This window comes from Nitrosospira sp. Nsp13 (assembly GCF_900101945.1).
Lineage (GTDB): Bacteria > Pseudomonadota > Gammaproteobacteria > Burkholderiales > Nitrosomonadaceae > Nitrosospira > Nitrosospira multiformis_D.
Genome location: NZ_FMVD01000011.1, coordinates 21,085 through 37,438, shown reverse-complemented (window position 1 = coordinate 37,438; position 16,354 = coordinate 21,085). Strand labels below are relative to the sequence as shown.

General features: G+C 49.3%; 17 protein-coding genes and 1 pseudogene. 12 read left to right on the top strand and 6 right to left on the bottom strand.

Annotation, left to right across the window (positions count from 1 at the left end; genetic code table 11):
- Positions 1-12 precede the first annotated feature (12 nt).
- Positions 13-987 carry a glycosyltransferase family 2 protein gene (locus tag BLO43_RS12495; protein WP_175443951.1) on the top strand — a complete coding sequence of 325 codons (975 nt, stop codon included), beginning with the start codon at positions 13-15 and terminating at the stop codon, positions 985-987.
- Positions 988-1,109: 122 nt separating this feature from the next.
- Entirely contained in the window at positions 1,110-2,852 is a 1,743-nt protein-coding gene (locus BLO43_RS12490) for a hypothetical protein (RefSeq protein WP_090907339.1), read from the top strand.
- Positions 2,853-3,086: 234 nt separating this feature from the next.
- Here the strand turns inward: BLO43_RS12490 and BLO43_RS12485 are convergent, their stop codons facing one another.
- A complete protein-coding gene (locus tag BLO43_RS12485) occupies positions 3,087-4,022 on the bottom strand; it encodes a class I SAM-dependent methyltransferase (RefSeq protein ID WP_090907338.1) in 936 nt (311 codons plus the stop codon).
- Between the two features lie 680 nt (positions 4,023-4,702).
- Here BLO43_RS12485 and BLO43_RS12480 point away from each other — a divergent pair.
- From BLO43_RS12480 to BLO43_RS12470, 3 genes are all read left to right on the top strand, one after another.
- Entirely contained in the window at positions 4,703-4,837 is a 135-nt protein-coding gene (locus BLO43_RS12480; protein ID WP_175443950.1) for a transposase, read from the top strand.
- Complete coding sequence (locus BLO43_RS12475) at positions 4,834-5,088, top strand: hypothetical protein (RefSeq protein WP_090907336.1); 255 nt, start codon at positions 4,834-4,836, stop codon at positions 5,086-5,088. The genes BLO43_RS12480 and BLO43_RS12475 overlap by 4 nt, the downstream gene beginning before the upstream one ends.
- Before the next feature lie 212 nt (positions 5,089-5,300).
- The gene (locus BLO43_RS12470; protein ID WP_139149277.1) at positions 5,301-5,483 is read left to right on the top strand and encodes a hypothetical protein; all 183 of its coding nucleotides are present in this window, start codon (positions 5,301-5,303) and stop codon (positions 5,481-5,483) included.
- 216 nt (positions 5,484-5,699) lie between these two features.
- Here the strand turns inward: BLO43_RS12470 and BLO43_RS12465 are convergent, their stop codons facing one another.
- A complete protein-coding gene (locus tag BLO43_RS12465) occupies positions 5,700-6,449 on the bottom strand; it encodes a class I SAM-dependent methyltransferase (protein ID WP_090907334.1) in 750 nt (249 codons plus the stop codon).
- Between the two features lie 288 nt (positions 6,450-6,737).
- Between BLO43_RS12465 and BLO43_RS17270 the strand changes: the two are divergent.
- The 5 genes and pseudogenes from BLO43_RS17270 (at position 6,738) to arfB (ending at position 9,616) form a co-directional block, all read left to right on the top strand.
- Positions 6,738-7,012: pseudogene (locus BLO43_RS17270) on the top strand (DUF4160 domain-containing protein).
- Positions 6,973-7,125: a DUF2442 domain-containing protein gene (locus tag BLO43_RS12455; protein WP_175443949.1), complete on the top strand. Its 153-nt coding sequence runs from the start codon at positions 6,973-6,975 to the stop codon at positions 7,123-7,125. The pseudogene BLO43_RS17270 and the gene BLO43_RS12455 overlap by 40 nt, the downstream one beginning before the upstream one ends.
- Before the next feature lie 9 nt (positions 7,126-7,134).
- A complete protein-coding gene (locus BLO43_RS12450) occupies positions 7,135-8,046 on the top strand; it encodes a glycosyltransferase family 2 protein (RefSeq protein WP_090907333.1) in 912 nt (303 codons plus the stop codon).
- A gap of 79 nt (positions 8,047-8,125) precedes the next feature.
- Positions 8,126-9,001, top strand: coding sequence for an NAD-dependent epimerase/dehydratase family protein (locus tag BLO43_RS12445; RefSeq protein ID WP_090907332.1), 876 nt, complete (start codon positions 8,126-8,128; stop codon positions 8,999-9,001).
- A gap of 195 nt (positions 9,002-9,196) precedes the next feature.
- Positions 9,197-9,616 carry an alternative ribosome rescue aminoacyl-tRNA hydrolase ArfB gene (arfB, locus tag BLO43_RS12440; RefSeq protein WP_090907331.1) on the top strand — a complete coding sequence of 140 codons (420 nt, stop codon included), beginning with the start codon at positions 9,197-9,199 and terminating at the stop codon, positions 9,614-9,616.
- A gap of 58 nt (positions 9,617-9,674) precedes the next feature.
- On the opposite strand, the gene BLO43_RS12435 is transcribed toward arfB, so the two are convergent.
- From BLO43_RS12435 to BLO43_RS12420, 3 genes are all read right to left on the bottom strand, one after another.
- Positions 9,675-11,183 carry a sensor histidine kinase gene (locus tag BLO43_RS12435; protein ID WP_090907330.1) on the bottom strand — a complete coding sequence of 503 codons (1,509 nt, stop codon included), beginning with the start codon at positions 11,181-11,183 and terminating at the stop codon, positions 9,675-9,677.
- A 27-nt stretch (positions 11,184-11,210) separates the two neighbouring features.
- Positions 11,211-11,684, bottom strand: a complete 474-nt coding sequence (locus tag BLO43_RS12430; protein ID WP_074630294.1) for a response regulator transcription factor — start codon at positions 11,682-11,684, stop codon at positions 11,211-11,213.
- 326 nt (positions 11,685-12,010) lie between these two features.
- The gene (locus BLO43_RS12420) at positions 12,011-12,682 is read right to left on the bottom strand and encodes an alpha/beta hydrolase (RefSeq protein WP_090907328.1); all 672 of its coding nucleotides are present in this window, start codon (positions 12,680-12,682) and stop codon (positions 12,011-12,013) included.
- 115 nt (positions 12,683-12,797) lie between these two features.
- Between BLO43_RS12420 and BLO43_RS12415 the strand changes: the two genes are divergently transcribed.
- Positions 12,798-13,904, top strand: a complete 1,107-nt coding sequence (locus BLO43_RS12415) for a transglutaminase-like domain-containing protein (RefSeq protein WP_090907327.1) — start codon at positions 12,798-12,800, stop codon at positions 13,902-13,904.
- A 251-nt stretch (positions 13,905-14,155) separates the two neighbouring features.
- Here the strand turns inward: BLO43_RS12415 and yjgA are convergent, their stop codons facing one another.
- Entirely contained in the window at positions 14,156-14,719 is a 564-nt protein-coding gene (gene yjgA, locus BLO43_RS12410) for a ribosome biogenesis factor YjgA (RefSeq protein WP_090907326.1), read from the bottom strand.
- A 255-nt stretch (positions 14,720-14,974) separates the two neighbouring features.
- Between yjgA and pmbA the strand changes: the two genes are divergently transcribed.
- A complete protein-coding gene (pmbA, locus tag BLO43_RS12405) occupies positions 14,975-16,333 on the top strand; it encodes a metalloprotease PmbA (protein ID WP_090907325.1) in 1,359 nt (452 codons plus the stop codon).
- Positions 16,334-16,354: the final 21 nt, after the last annotated feature.

The following is a 16,354-nucleotide window of genomic DNA, read 5'->3' as shown; positions in this document are numbered from 1 at the left end:
GAGTTACCAATCATGGCTTACGACTCAGTAAAGCCGATCCTTAGCGCGGTAATTTGTACCTACAATCGCGCATTCTTGTTGGATAAGGTACTTGACAGCTTGTGCAAACAAACATTATCTGCGCACAATTTCGAGGTTGTTATAATAAATGATGGGTCTGTCGACGATACCGAGGCAGTCGTAGCTGCCTATACTTCAAGACTCCCGCTTCGCTATACCTATCAACGCAATGCTGGACTAGCTAGTGCCAAAAATCACGGTCTGTTTGCGTGCCGCGGTGACATTGTGCTTTTTCTGGATGACGACGATATTGCAAAGGAAACCTTGCTGGAGGAACACGTAAAAACACATAAAGAGTTTCCTGCCCCGAACTATGCGGTACTCGGATATACAGCACTGAGCCCGGAAATTAGCGGAAACTCCCTCATGCATTTTGTGACCGAGATAGGTCATTTTTTATTTTCCTATTCATCGCTAAAGCACGGCGATATTCTGGATTATACCTACTTCTGGGGTGGACGCTCTTCCTGCAAGCGCTCGCTATTACTGGAGTTCGGAACGTTCAATCCTGTTTTTCGATTCGGCTGCGAGGATATCGAACTGGGTTATCGGCTATCCAAGCAAGGCTTGCGAGTTATTTTCAATAAAAACGCAATCTCCTATATGATTAGAAAAATAGATTTCGATGCCTTCTGCAACCGGCTGGAGCGCCAAGGCGCATCCAACCATGTTTTCAGCCAGATTCATCCTGAACCTGAAATCCAGCAATGGACAGAAACGATAGATTCGGAGCAGAACTGGGCGATGATCGATAAACACTATGAAGCAATCATCAGATCCGCCCGTAGTCTCGATTCAATGGTCAATCTAAAACTGGCTGCTGGCTTCGATCTGGATGATGAAAATCGCAATCTGCTCTATCGAGCTTACTGGGCAGCATTCAAGGCCTGCAAGGTAAAAGGGATTATGAAAAAAAGAAACATTTAAATAATCCAATTGGGATATTAATTATTGCTTATCGTAATATGCTAGCCATTTCGTGGCGAACCACTAAACTCCTACGCATTTTGAGCGTTCGGGCACAAAACATACGAACTAAATTCTCTCGTATGAGTGCGACGGTAAAGTATTTTCAAGAACAGCCTGAGGCGCTACGCGGATATATCCTATACGCGCGAGAATTAGGCATAATAGAAACATTCCGCCACGCAATCGAGTTCATTATACGGGGTGGGCCGCGCCAAGCACCCATGTCGACCGCCGTCAGACGCAAACTTCTCTTGCGATCGAGCTCAGGGCAATCCACGGTCATCCTGACTACCCCACATTGTCTTTACGTCGCCCAAGCCATCTCAATAGCCTTGTCTCGAGTCGGCATCAAGTCACAAATCATTCATGAGCGCCCTATTCAAGGTTTCAGTGATGATACTCACTTTGTCATTTGTCCCCATATGTTTATACAACTACCGCGCTTTTACATCACCCTACAGATGGAACAGTCGGTTAGTTCACGCTGGTTTACTGACGAATATCTGCGCATGTTAGAAAACTCGCTTGCTGTTCTCGACTACTCTACCGTTAATATCAACTTTCTCAAGCTTAAAGGCTTGAGCCTGCGTCAGCTTTATTATCTTCCGATAGATCACGTTGCTGATTATGAGCCCGAACTAAATCCTACCGAAGAAAACTACGATGTGATTTTTTATGGTGACGCAAACAATGAACGGAGACAAAAGTTCCTGCACGAGCTTGAAAGGCATTGCCGCATAAAAATAATTAATAACCTCTTCGGTGTAGCGCTTCATACTGCCTTGGCAAACGCGCGCGTCGTTGTAAACATTCATTATTATGCCGGCGCATTATTAGAAACCACTCGAATTTGGGAATGTCTGTCCTTACATAAGCTCGTCATCTCAGAACGCTCAAGTGACATGGATCAACATAGCAACCTTACAAAACTAATTGATTTTGTGGATGTTGATGATGTATCTAGCATGGTTGAGCGCGTGCGCTATTGGCTAGACAATGATAGCCTGCGTCAACAGCGTATTTCTGAGAATCGCCTCTTGCTCCAAGAGCAATTCAATCGATTCGATTATTTCTTTTATAGATTCCTCTTGGCAACAGACAACATTACGTTTGAAGATTTCTGGAGCCAGATTGGACACAAAAGCAAATTGCCCAGTGACCAAATTTGCCTTACCTTGCCAGAATATGCTGAACGTACAGCCGAATTCAACAAAGACAATTATTTTGGTTTTTCGTGTTTCCCAGGGTTGAGGCACACTCAAAGTTGGCTGGGCTGCGCAATGAGTTATAAGTTGATGATCATGCTGGCACGCCAACAGCGCTTGCCGCAAGTAACCATCTGCGAAGATGATGTCGAATTTCCACCCGATTTTGCCGCGCGGTGGCAAGACATACGGAATTACTTGAACGAAGAGAACATAGATTGGGATATTTTCTCGGGACTAATGGCCGACCTCAATAAGAATGTGCGTATCCTGGAAACACACATCTACCAGGGCCATCACTTTGCCACTATTGATAAGTTAATCAGTACGGTTTTTAACGTCTACAATCAACGTGTGTTCGATACTATTGCGCAATGGGATGAGACCAACCATGACGTAACAACCAACACTATCGATCGCTATCTTGAAAATTATGGGGCTATAAAGGTATTGACTACTACTCCCTTTCTGGTTGGACACAAAGAATCTCAAGAATCTACCCTATGGGGCATTCAAAACCATGAATATACGGATCTGATCCTTGCTAGTAGTCGTCTATTGAAAGAAAAGATGCAGGCACACAATAAAGATGCACGCTCCGGGAATGGAGCAACGTAAGCTACCTCTCTCGGCCTGTTGTTGCATTGGGATCGCAGCTATTCAGTATGCCAGCTTGGAATACCAAGCCTTTCTTGAGCAGCTCAGCATCCGCCAAGAATAGAATGGCGGCAATTTTTAACCTATCTTGCTATCTACAATTAATCGATGATGTATAAAGCATGTTCCATGCCTTATCACAAATTTTCTGGAGGCAAAATGCTATTCGACGATTATCTTCAAATATCCCTTAATTTAACGCTTACTATAAACCCCTAAAACCTCGGTTGGGCGAAGGATTCCGTCTTCAATTTGCTTCAAATCCAAGCGGCATAGATGATCCAAAATTTCACGGTCTTGTTCGTCATCGGGGTTTAGTCGTTTTCCAAGCACCGGATGTGTACAGATCAGACGCATAAAAGATCCATAGTGAAAAGTGCGAACAGGTTTAAAGAGAAGATCTATTTGCTCTTCAATTTCTTCCTGTCTTATCCCCTCCATACCAATCTGTAATTCTGGTTCAACGTATGGGGGAATAGTCACACCTTTAGTGAGGCGAGAAGGTAAGGAGCGAACCAATTCTTGAGTAAATTCAACGTTTTCTTTCCAGAATAAAACCTGTGTTTTTCCAATGATGTCTTGAACGACTAAAACGCCGTCATCCTTTAGTCCTTTCTGAATCTGCTGGAAGACATGTTCAAGATTTAATAAATGATGAAGTGATGCGTGCGCCATAACAACATCAAACTCCCCCTCCGCTATTGCGAGAAAGTTTATATCCATTACCTGGAAGCGGATAGGCAGATTTTTTCTTAGTGCTACCGCACGTGGAGATTCCAAGATGCTTTCATTTAAATCGAGACCCAGCATTTCGAAGGGGCGCTTCAGAGAATCAGCGATGCTTAACTCTACCCCACCATATCCGCATCCTAAACTGAGAATTCGTGGGTTATGGCGTGATTCGCAAAATTCGACGATTTCCTGTTTTAAGAATGTCCCCCACTTACGGGCAAGAAACTGGAACCAGTATGCCCAGGAGTCGTGAGCGTGAATGCCTCCTTCTCTTAAATCTTCGGTGATCTCAATGTTGGAATATTCCTCAATTTCTTCTTTAACCAAGCGGTCGTAATCTGTGTCTTGGGTTAGATCTGATTCAACATTAGAGGTTCGAGATACAAGATTTTTTTGCATATAGTTTCCTTTTTTTAATGCTGCAGTGAGGCAGGAATGCGTTGTGTAGAAAAGTCAAAAACATACTTTCAAAGTCGCCCTGACCAACCACATTTTCATGACCGAGCAATTTTATCTATCAGCGCCTGCTGGTAGGGAAACAGAGGACGAATACCGGAATCGGAAGGGGTTTTTTCTATTTTACAAGTATAAAACATATCTTCATGCTTAGGAATTGCCGCCAATAGGTCACCCGTTTGAACACTTACATGCTTGGTCGATCCGGATAAAGTTCCGGTTACTGAATCGCCCTGGGTTTCATGGAGGCTGTTTGGTTTAAGTTTCGTCTACCGGCGTTGACGTGATTAATCCATTTTGACGCTTGAACAGACGGGTCTGGCTCACTACTGTCCCACAAAACCGCTAAAAAAGGCTTGAATATCCTTTGTTGATTTACAATGAGTTTATCGACAACCCTTTGAAAAACAAAGGAATCCAAGCCATGGCGCATTGTAATACAGTCTTCTTGCAACTGCTTACAAGTTACTGACCGGGCAGGGGATCTTTTACGTCACCCGACAACGGGGCAACGCCACTTATGAAGTTATTGAACGGTGTGCCGTTCCTGTTCATTCGAGCGTCATCAGTGATGCAGTCATTCGCTTCAATTCGCACTCTCGCGCCAGAAGGCGCTGCCCAGCGTGCGCCAAGTGGTCTACCAGGATGCGCAAACACAACGGGAATATATCTTTATCACCAACCATTTCAAGCTGTCCGCGCAAACCATTGCTGCCATTTATAAGCAGCGCTGGCAAGTGGAGTTGTTCTTTAAATGATCAAGCAAAACCTCAAGATCAAATCGTTTTTGGGCATCAGTAAAAATGCCTTGATGACCCAAATCTGGATTACCATGTGCGTCTATTTGCTGTTGGCATTCATCAAACTCAGTCATCAAGTTGCAATATCTCAGCAACAAATCCTGAGGTTGCTCGCACTTAACCTGTTTGCAAAACGGGACCTGATTAGGCTGATCAAGACTGAACCGCCGCCGGGTGATCATCAACCCGTCCAGGGAGCTTTATGGTAATGATAAATTGTGGGACAGTAGCGGGTCTGACCCCATTGATCCACCCCATCGGGTGCAAATCAGGTTACGGAGTGGCCGGAGAAACAATAAGAAGGGGCGACTTATTTCCGGACGACGAAGCAACGGATAAAATGAAAGAACAAGATGGAGACACCATTTAAGCTCATCCCGGATCGAGTTCTCACGAGACGCTACAGGCTGCCAGGACATTGGTGGCGGATGCCGAGAGCGGAGAGTTGATCCGGTTTGCATTTACCGCAATGTATAAGAAAGGTAATTACATCGTGAATGCGGCTGGCGAGGCGTACGAGAGCCCTACGTTCACTATCGGGATGGTGGTGGTGCTGCTATACAAACTTATAAAGAAGGTCATCAGCCGGCAAGGAAAGCTATAGATGCCCGGCTCCACCATAAACTTCCTCGCCGTCAACCTATCCAAGATAGAATCGATCGTCCAGGAGTTGCCGCGCATAAGTTCTCGAAGGGAATTGAAGGAGAAGGCTGATGAGATATTGCGCCTGACTGAAACGGTGCGGCGGCTGGCCTATGCCGTAGACACGAAAAAGCAACAGACAAGTACACGCCAGACTTTGGTCAGATGTTTGGGGGAGTTAGGAGCGACTAGCCTGACGCGACCACGGCGCCTGAAAATCTCGGATGCTTAAGGCTTCCACCATAAATTGGGGATTCTCAATGCGGACCAGTTCCGTCCCGACGCGATATCTGCCGAATAGCGTCAGACAGTCGTGCATATGCTCACCGCCCCAATTGATGACCTCCTGGATCAGGGTAGAACCACCCGCGCCTTCGATGGAACTTGCGACGGTATCGGCCGATACCGTCAAGCTGCGAGCGTGGGGCTGGCCGATAGAATTACCAAAGGCAAGCAGATTGGAGTGGTGGATAAACGCAACACCACCGGGTTTCAACACACGCAGAATCTCGGGGATATAGGACTGGATGATCTCCATATCGCAATGCACGAGGGAATCGAACGAGAATATTATGTCGCAACTTGCCTCTTGCACGTTGGTCAGCGACAGGCCATCGTTTTTCATGAACGAAACGGGTGTGGAGATGCTGCCTTCCGTGAAAATGCGACCGCAAGCATCGATACATTCCTGGGAAAGATCGACGCCGATATAACTGGAACTGGCGGGGATCAGAAACTTGGTCCAACGGCCGAAGCCGGGAGCGATCTCCAAGACACTCTTGGCAGGCAAGAATCGATGCAGCCTAGGATAGATCGAACCGAACCATTGCGCTTCGCTTCCGCCCCAGTATTTTGACCACTCCTCGCCGCCGGTATTCCAATCGTAAAGGCCATTCCAGAACGCGCCGTTCCAAGCAAGATCAGGCATCTTCTCATCCCCAAACGAAAGCCTTAATCTTACCTACAATCGGGACGGGTGTCGACTTGGCATCCATGAATTTCAGCCGGGCACTGCTCCCAATCTTCAATTAGATTCATCAGTCCAGCAAGTTCAATCGTTTTCCCCGAATCCATATCCCCTCCAAAGCTCATTGAGGATCAATGTGAGGATCAATGGGGTCCGAGAATCAATGGGGATCAATGGGGATCAATGGGGATCAATGGGGTCAGACTCACTACTGTCCCACAAAACCACTAAAAAAGGCCTGAATATCCTTTGTTGATTTACAATGAGTTTCTCGACAACTCTTTGAATGTTTATGGGATTATAATTCAGATATTTTGGGACGATCATGCGCCACTGCATTTTCACGCGAACTATGCGCAGGATGAAGTATTGATCGACATACGCACCCTGAGGGTGCTGGAAAAAAAATGTCACGGCGAGCGCTCGTACTAGTGCTTGAATGGACGCAGGAGCACCGCGAGGGACTTATGGAGGATTGGGAATTATGCACACGCAATCAGCCGAAGATACCGCCTCTTCCGTAATCCCGCCCATACAACCAACGATGCCTTGGCGGGTGACGGCAGTCAGGCCACTTGACGACTATCGGTTCCATGTTCGCTTCCTTGATGGACTGGAAAGCGAAGTCGACAGATGAAAGATGCCAATGGTTATTGAGGTAGGTACTCACTCAGATAAGTCCTCAGTCTCCGTCGTCATCGTAAATTACAATGCCGGGCAATTCCTGACAGCATGTATCGATTCAGCATTGGCACAGGTGAGTGAAGTACTGGTAGTGGACAATGCCTCCACAGATTTGAGTCTTGAGCTTTGCACGGAACGTTTTCCTGAAGAACCGAAACTCAAGATCATTCGCAACACAACCAATTTCGGTTTTGCCGCGGCCTGCAATATCGGTATCGCCCGGGCTGCAGGCGCTTATGTGCTATTCCTGAACCCGGACTGCGTTTTGCGTGCCGATTCGTTACAGCGGATGGTCCAAATGCTGGAGAGCAGCCCGGAAGCCGGTATGGTAGGTGGGCTATTAACCAATGAGGATGGCACCGAGCAGGCGGGAGGGCGCCGTGCGGTTCCTACCCCTTGGCGTTCATTTGTTCGTGCCTTTGGGTTATACCGCTTTGCGAGATTTTGGCCCCGCGTATTTTATGATTTTCATCTGCATAAGCAGGCCTTGCCGGATCGCCCGATCGAGGTGGAGGCGATTTCCGGGGCGCTGATGCTGGTGCGGCGGGAGGCAATCGAGGATGTTGGTCTTTGGGATGAGGGTTATTTTCTGCATTGTGAGGATTTTGACTGGTGCATGCGCTTTCGGCAGAAGGGGTGGAAAATCCTTTTCGTACCGGATGCCCCGGTTATGCACCATAAGGGAGTATGCAGCCGGTCTCGCCCCATTTTTGTGGAGTGGCACAAGCACAAGGGGATGATGCGGTTTTATCGCAAATTCTTCCGGCATCAGTATCCCGGCGTTTTGATGTGGCTGGTGGCGCTGGGGGTATGGTTGCGCTTTGCGGCTGTGGCCACCTATTACTCCGCCCGCCGCATTGCCGGATCCGGGTAAAAATAATCGGCACTTTCTGTCTTCCTGGCCACTATAGGCGGACTGGCTTTCTCAACTCAAACCTGACGTTTAGCGCTCAATGTCTGATCTTGCCTCTCCTCCCAAAGTTATTATCACCGGGGCGACCAGTATCATTGGACGTTTCTTGTTGCCCCGGTTGGTGAATGCAGGTTACGAAGTGCATGCCATCAGCCGCAATTGCCGTGAGAATCCAGGCGCAGCTGATAAGAAAGTATTCTGGCACCCCGTAGATATGACTCATCCGGAGCAATTACCCAGGATCAACGCGCAGGCGCTCATTCATCTCGCCCCCCTTTGGCTGCTGCCACCGTTGCTACCGGTTTTGAGTTCGCTTCAGATCAAGCGGATAATCGGCTTTGGCTCAACCAGCCTGTTTAGCAAGGCTAGTTCTGCCGATACGGGTGAACAACAGTTGGTCGCACGCTTTGTTGCGGCGGAAGAAGCGATTACGCGTCTAAGCAGCACTTTGGAAATGAATTGGACAATATTCCGCCCAACGCTGGTTTACGATTGCGTGCACGATAAGAATATCGCGGTGATCGCACGCTTTATTCAGTATTATGGTTTTTTTCCCTTATTGGGGGAAGCCTCGGGATTACGGCAACCGGTACATGCCGATGATCTGGCGGAGGCGTGCATCATGGCGCTTAATCAGCCGGTTACGTTCTGTAGGGCCTATAACGTGAGCGGTGGCGAGACATTAAGTTACCGTCAGATGGTTGAAAGAATTTTTAGTTCACTTGGCAAGCCTGCACGTTTTCTGATTATCCCCGCATGGCTGTTTCGTGGGGCGATACGTGTCATCATGCTGCTGCCCGGCAAGCGGAACATGACACCGGAAATGGCGGTGCGCATGAATGTCGATCTGTGTTTCGATCACACTGATGCGACACAGGATTTCGGGTTTTCACCGAGGCTGTTTTGGCCGTGCTGAGAAGATCCAAAGCAAAGAGTCTAGCCAGACTCCAGAGCCGAATGATGGGTTGCGCTTCCTCCACTCATCCTACTAGAAATGGGATGGAGGCATAATTGCAAACATATACAAGCACGTAGCAGGTATAGGCTGGGAGTCCGCGCCTCACCCAACCTACACCTGCCGCGGATTACCGGAAAGTAGCGAAAACTCTATATGGATATTATCATCCCTGAAAACGAGATCGAGATAACTGCGATTCGGGCGCAGGGATCTGGCGGGCAAAATGTAAACAAGGTATCGAGCGCGATTCATCTGCGCTTTGATATCGGCATGTCATCGCTGCCCGAGATTTACAAAGAGCGGTTGCTGAAACTGAGTGACCAGCGCATTACTAAGGAAGGCGTTATCGTTATCAAGGCGCAGCGGTGCCGTAGCCAGGAGAAAAACCGCGAGGAGGCACTGGGGCGTCTATATGAGATTATCGATAGCGCAACCAAGGTACCCCGGATACGTAAACCGACCAAACCGACTCGTAGTTCGCAAGCAAAGAGGCTCGACAGCAAAATACAGCGGGGGCAGCTTAAGACTACGAGAAAAAAATTACTGACCGAACCTGGTCCGGATAGGTCGTGACGGCAAGCAGGCGATTTACCCCGCGAATGAGCGAGTAGGCCCCTACGAACGTCCGCCTTTAACCGGTTGGCTCCAGCGATCCCGCCTGCGAGTTTGCCGGATGTGCAACCGGACTCCCAGGTTTTTGTACACTCTTTTCCGCAACCGATGCGCTTTTCGCGCCCTGAAAGACAACGGAAAAGGCTGTTCCTATGTTGGGTTCGCTGGAAATCTTGATTTGCAGTTTGTTATTTTCCGCAACGGTTTTTACGATCGACAATCCTATCCCGCTGGATGTTCTATTGTGGAGCACGGCTCTGGGCGTATAAAAATATTCATCAAAAATATGCGGCAAGTCTTTTTCTCCGATTCCAATCCCATGATCGGTGACTGTTACCACAGTGGATAAGCTTTGCCTGTCGATAACCGATGTGATCTCTACCGATGCCCCATCGTATGAATAAGCGATGGCATTTGAAATGATATTCTCGAAGAGAATTTCAAGCTGATTGCGAATACCTTCGACCACGAAATCCTCAATCGATACTTTGATGTCGATGTGCCGTGAACTGGCAATGGGATTTAATTTGTCGACGCACTTGCAGATTACCGCCTCTATATTGACATGCTCCCGCGCATTTTCACTCCGGGCCGCTGCTTTCAATCGTTCAAGTTTGAGTACATCCAGAATCAGACCTGCCATACCGGAAGCACGATAATCTATTTTTAGTATGACGTCTTTTATTTCAGGCGAAACTTCTCCGCAATAATCGCCCTTTATCAAATTGATTTTACTGCGAATCGCATCGAGTGGCGCCTTGAGTTGATGTGTCATCAGAACCGCGTACCGGTCCTTCTCAACCTGAGCCCGGCTGATCTGTTCGTAAGCATCCAGGAGCTGGCGTTCGCGTGTACGCACGACAATAGCGAGCCGCGAAACCACATACCAGACAATGACAAACAGTACATCAAGGGTAAACATCCATGAAAGGACATCAATTTTATGCAGATTTATGCCAGATGTACCAGGACCAATCAGCACGGATTGGGGAGAGAGAAAAAGAAGGGGGGTTTCTATCACTAAAACGATTGCATACATGACGCAAACCAGAATCGCCACGATCAGACTTTCCATTGCCGAGAAAAAAATACACGATAAGGCAATGTGTAGCACATAAAAAAATGGGGCCGGTGTTGCGATACTGCCAACAAAATGCACGACAACCGAGAGGCACAGAAGATCGATAATAATCTGCGCCCAGATATTTATCGACGGAGAGTTATACTTGGATTGCCGGCGGGAATCTAAAGCATAGATGCAAACAATGTTGGCAATGCATAATACCAAAGTGATAGCGAGCGGCCATCCTTGTTGATGAGTGATGCCTGCTTCGGTAAGCGTATCTGAAGCAATAACCGCTACTATCTGAAAAAGGATGAGAATGCCAATCACACCCCATCGAAAAATAATAAACCATCGGGCGTTGCCGATTAATACTTCATCGCTAAGCTTCGAGCCCGTCACCCCGATATTGGAGAACGCAAAGCGATTCCTGGATGTATCCCAGGAAAATTCGGCAAGAGCCATGGTTAAATTCTCGAGGAAGTATCCACTTTAAACCTTTGCGTTATTTGCATTGTCCAGACGGCTGCGAATAATCGATAAGAAACTGGCCGGTTCAACCGGCTTTTCCACGATCAAAATCCATTCGTCGGATACACCTGTAAAATAAGGACGGATCTCTTCCCCGAGAGAAGTCATGAATATCATGTGAAGTTGTGGAAGGCGTTTCCGGATTTCGACAAAAGCCTCCAAACCGGCATCCATGGTTTCCACCATCACATCGAGAATTGCCAGATCCGGGGGATTTTCCGATTCCCGCAGGGATTCCAAAAAATCTCCCATTGTCTGGTAGCTATCAACTATATATCCATTGGCACTCAGGATACGCTTGACTGTATCCCGGATATCCGGATCGTCATCGACATGGGCAATCCGTTGTTTCGCACAATCTTCTTTCGCGAGTACGGAATTCGACTGCTGACCCGCCAGTTTGCCTGGTTCTGGATGTTGGATAGTTGCATGCATTTTAGTCTTCTCCGTTTCTGTTATATATATATAGAAATACCCTATCATCAACAGGGTAATATAGTATGTGTGAAGGCAATGTCAGGCGCAAGTCAAGAATTCGTCAAGATTGCGGCCAGTCAAAAATTAAATGATGCCAGAAGCCGCGCCATATATCGTGTTGCGGCCCTTTTCGGCGTACCGGCGAGCAGATCGTAGGGCGACAATAAGCGAAGCGCATTGCGCCGTATGAAGTAACTGGGGCAGCGAGGTTGATTTACATGCGGCGTAATGCGCTTCGCTTATTACTCCCTACATACCACACTGCCATCCGGCTTCTCATGGCGCTATGTCAAAATACGTTTCAGCCAATCACCGATATCGGCTATTTCGTCTGCGCAAACAGAATGCGCCATCGGATATTCGTGCCACTCCATGGCGTAGCCTGATTCGTGCAGTTGCCGACTTGCAGCCGCCGCCAGTGCCATGGGTACGACGTTGTCGGCACTGCCGTGTGCCATGAAGATTGATATGCCGGCGTTGGCTCGATGCGCTTCCGCCGCGAGCATTTGTGACGCCGGCAAATAACACGATAGTGCCATGATGCCGGCGAGTTCTTCCGGATAGCGCAGACCGGTATGCAGCGCCATGGCTCCGCCTTGGGAAAAGCCCGCCAGGACGATATTCCCCGGCTCGATACCGCGGTGCAGTTCGCGGTCAATCAGCGCTTCGATTGCCCGTTGAGAATCGCGCAAACTTGCCATCTCTTCACGAACACCGGAATGTGGATCGACTACGTCATAGTCGTGCCATGCGCGCATCACTAAGCCGCGGTTAATGCTGACCGACCGCATGGGCGCGTGCGGGAACAAAAAGCGAATGTGAAGACTGGAAGGCAACCCGAGTTCGTCCACGATGGGAACAAAATCGTTGCCATCGGCTCCGAGACCATGCATCCATAAGATGGTGTGGGTGGGGTGAACTCCGGTTTCGAGTTCGATGGCGGGAAGAATAGTCATTGATAAAAAAGGGATTTGAAATAAGAGTTGAAAATGTGGGTTGACTTAGCCGAAAGGCAGGATTAGATTCGCGCTTTCGATTGTTAAGATTGCACCAGAATTGCGGGGAAAGGTCATGAAGCGTAGGGATTTTATCAAACTAGCAGGGGTCGGTGGGGTGAGCGCCGCATTATTTCCTATTTCGTCATCCGTATTCGGTCAGCAAGCTGTTCGGCCGCGATCGCGCAGCTACCGTCTGACCTATAAAGTCGACCTTCCTAATGAGGGAAAAAAGGCGCGTCTATGGCTGCCGTTACCGGATACCAATGACACCGCCCATCAGTTTTCCCAGGGTAGCGTATGGAGCGGTAATGCGGACATTGCCAGGTTTGACAATATTCCGGGAACGACGTCGCCCATGTTTTATGCTGAGTGGCGCGGCACTGGTCCGCGCAATGTCTCGGTAAGCAGCGTTATAAAGACTACTGATCGGGTTGTCGATTTACGTCACTATACCGAAAGTGGCACGGCCAGTGTCCCGGCGGAAGTGAAGCGTTATCTGCAACCGACCAAGCATATTCCGCTGGATGGTATCGTGCGTAAGACCGCCTTATCCATCGTCAAAGAGGCCAGTGCCCAAACGCCGCTGAAGAAAGCGCAGGCGGTATACGATTGGGTAGTGGAGAACTCCTATCGTGATCCGGCAACGCGGGGCTGTGGGCGTGGTGACATCAAATCCATGCTGGAATCCGGCAATCTGGGCGGAAAATGCGCCGACCTCAATGCTCTGTTTGTTGGGCTCACACGGGCTGCCGGCGTTCCCGCCCGGGATAATTATGGAATTCGGATCGATGAGTCCGCGACGCATAAAACGCTTGGCCAATCAGGCGATGTCTCCACCGCTCAGCACTGCCGTCCCGAATTTTATCTTGCCGGTCTGGGATGGGTGCCCGTGGACCCCGCTGATGTGCGCCAACTGGCGCTGGATGAAGATTTACCCATTACCAATCCGCGCGTGGCTGCGCTGCGTGAGAAATTGTTTGGTGCCTGGGAAATGAACTGGGTAGCGTTTAATCATGGCAGAGATATCACCCTGGCGAAAGATAGTATATTGGGCGAACTCCCGTTTTTCATGTATCCCCAGGCTGAGGTCGCCGGTCATCTACAGGATAGCCTCGAGCCGGCGGCATTCGTTTACAAGATTGTTTCGTCGGAATTGGTCGGCACCGGCGTCAAATTCTAGCCATTGGATAGCCAAGTAGGATGGGTGGAGCGTAGCACCCATCATCTGGCTTTTTATTCCATACCACCGGGATTGTAATCCGGTAAAGCGCGTGAAAATGGTGTCTTGATGCGCCAGTGGCCGGCGTACCGGCAGCGCATTATCGGGTTTTGATGGGTTACGCTGGGCTCCACCCATCCTACGTTAGGTACAACGGTGTTTCCGGGCGGGATACAAGACGTGACGGGATATAGCGATTCCTCAAACGCCCGTTACTCATTTGCCGCCACGTCGTCTATATCGATCTTTCCGGATTCTTCCGGAATAATTTTCTGCAACTCTTGAAATAGCGCACGAAAGCTCCTGGGCGGCTTATTCGCGAGTTTTTCCTTGTGGGCGTTGCGCGCGAGAGCGCGCAGATGCTGCAAGTCAGCGTCAGGATATTTTCGTGCAAGCTCGGCGAAAACCTGCTCATCCGCGAGCAGCCGGTCTCGCCAGCGTTCCAGCAGGTGAAGCCGTGCGGTATGTTGCAGGGTTACGCCGCTCCATAAATCAAACTTTTCTAAAATTGGAGCAGCATCAACGTCACGCATCAATTTGCCGATATATTGCATCTGCCGGCGGCGGGCTTCATGTTTATGTATCCGTCTGGCCTCGAGTATGGCGTCTGTTAGCGTTTCCGGCAAGGCGAGTTCGGTCAGCCGCTTGAGATCGAGCTGCACCAATTGTTCGCCAATGTCCTGCAGGGCATGCATTTCTTGCTTGCGGCGGGTCTTGCTGGGCAAGAGATCAGGCTCGGAATCCTGCCCGGAATCCTTGATTGGATTTTTTTGCATAGCGGTAATGTGGCAATCAGAAACTGCTATCATAGCGTCATTTAACGCATTATCCTAAGTCCGGCAGTTGGACAGGGTGGAGTGTATGGTTTTTGGGGTGCGGGGCAAGGCGCCACGAAGCGGAATGTTCGGTCCATTCCATGGAGTTGCAGCGTAGCCATGTGCCGCAAAAAAATCCTGTCGAACTTGTTTCTTGCCCGGAAAATTATGTGCCGCTCGATAATCAATCCGATATTACTTCCGTGAAGCTCCGCCATGAATGAGAATACCAAATCTTCGCCACATTTCTCCTATCCTTTTACCATGCTCCAGAATATTGCACGTGATGTGCTGGATCATGCCAGGAAGGGCGGCGCTACTGCCTGCGAAACCGATGTCTCGGATGGATTCGGCCAGAATGTCACAGTACGCCGGGGTGAGGTGGAAACCATTGAATACAACCGGGATAAAGGGTTGTCGGTAACGGTTTATATTGGCCAGAAACGTGGTCATGCGAGTACATCAGATTTTTCACCCCAGGCTGTAAGCGACACCGTGGCGGCGGCGCTGTCCATCGCGGGGCACACCGCGGCGGATGATTGCGCTGGATTGGCCGATGCCAATTTATTGGCGCGGGAGTTTCCTGATCTCGATTTGTATTTCCCATGGGAATTGCCGGTGGAGCAGGCAATCCAGCTCGCTCAGGCCTGTGAAGCCGCAGCCTTTGCGGTTGACAAGCGTATCACCAACTCCGAAGGAGCGAGTGTTTCATTGAATGAATCGCAGTTTGTCCATGCGAATAGTCTCGGTTTCATGGGCGGTTACCCTTCCTCTCGCCATAGCATCAGTTGTGCGGTCATCGCAAGTCAGGATGAAGCCATGCAGCGCGATTATTGGTATAGCACGGTGCGTGACGCCGCCGATCTGGAGCAGGCCGATAGTGTCGGCAAAAAAGCCGGGATGCGCAGTGTCGCGCGCCTGGGTGCAAGGAAGATCGCCACCTGTGAAGTACCTGTGCTGTTCGAAGCGCCGATTGCCTCCAGTCTGATAGGACATTTTGTTAGCGCCGTGAGCGGTGGGAGCCTTTACCGGAAGTCGTCGTTCCTGCTGGAGAGCGTTGGCAAACAGGTATTTGCGCCGGATATACAGATCCGCGAATTGCCCCATTTGAAAAAAGGGTTGGCGAGCGGAGCGTTCGATGATGAGGGTGTTGCCACCCATGAACGTAAGTTGATAGAAAATGGTGTGGTACAAGGCTATTTTCTGAGTAGCTATTCCGCTCGCAAGCTTGGGTTACGCACCACGGGTAATGCGGGTGGCAATCATAATCTGATTCTCGATAATGGCGCTGCCCTGGAATTTTCCGCGTTACTCAAGAAAATGGGAAGAGGACTGCTGGTGACCGAATTGCTTGGCCATGGCGTAAATCCTGTTACTGGAGACTATTCCCGTGGAGCCGCCGGCTATTGGGTAGAAGGGGGGGAAATCTGCTATGCGGTTGAGGAAATCACGATCGCCGGTAACCTCAAAGATATGCTGCTCGGCATTTCCGAGGTAGGTAACGATGTGATAGTACGGGGTTCCAAGCAGTGCGGGTCGCTGCTGGTAGACAGGATGACAGTGGCGGGCGGCTAAAAAGGCTCGGCACAGGATGCC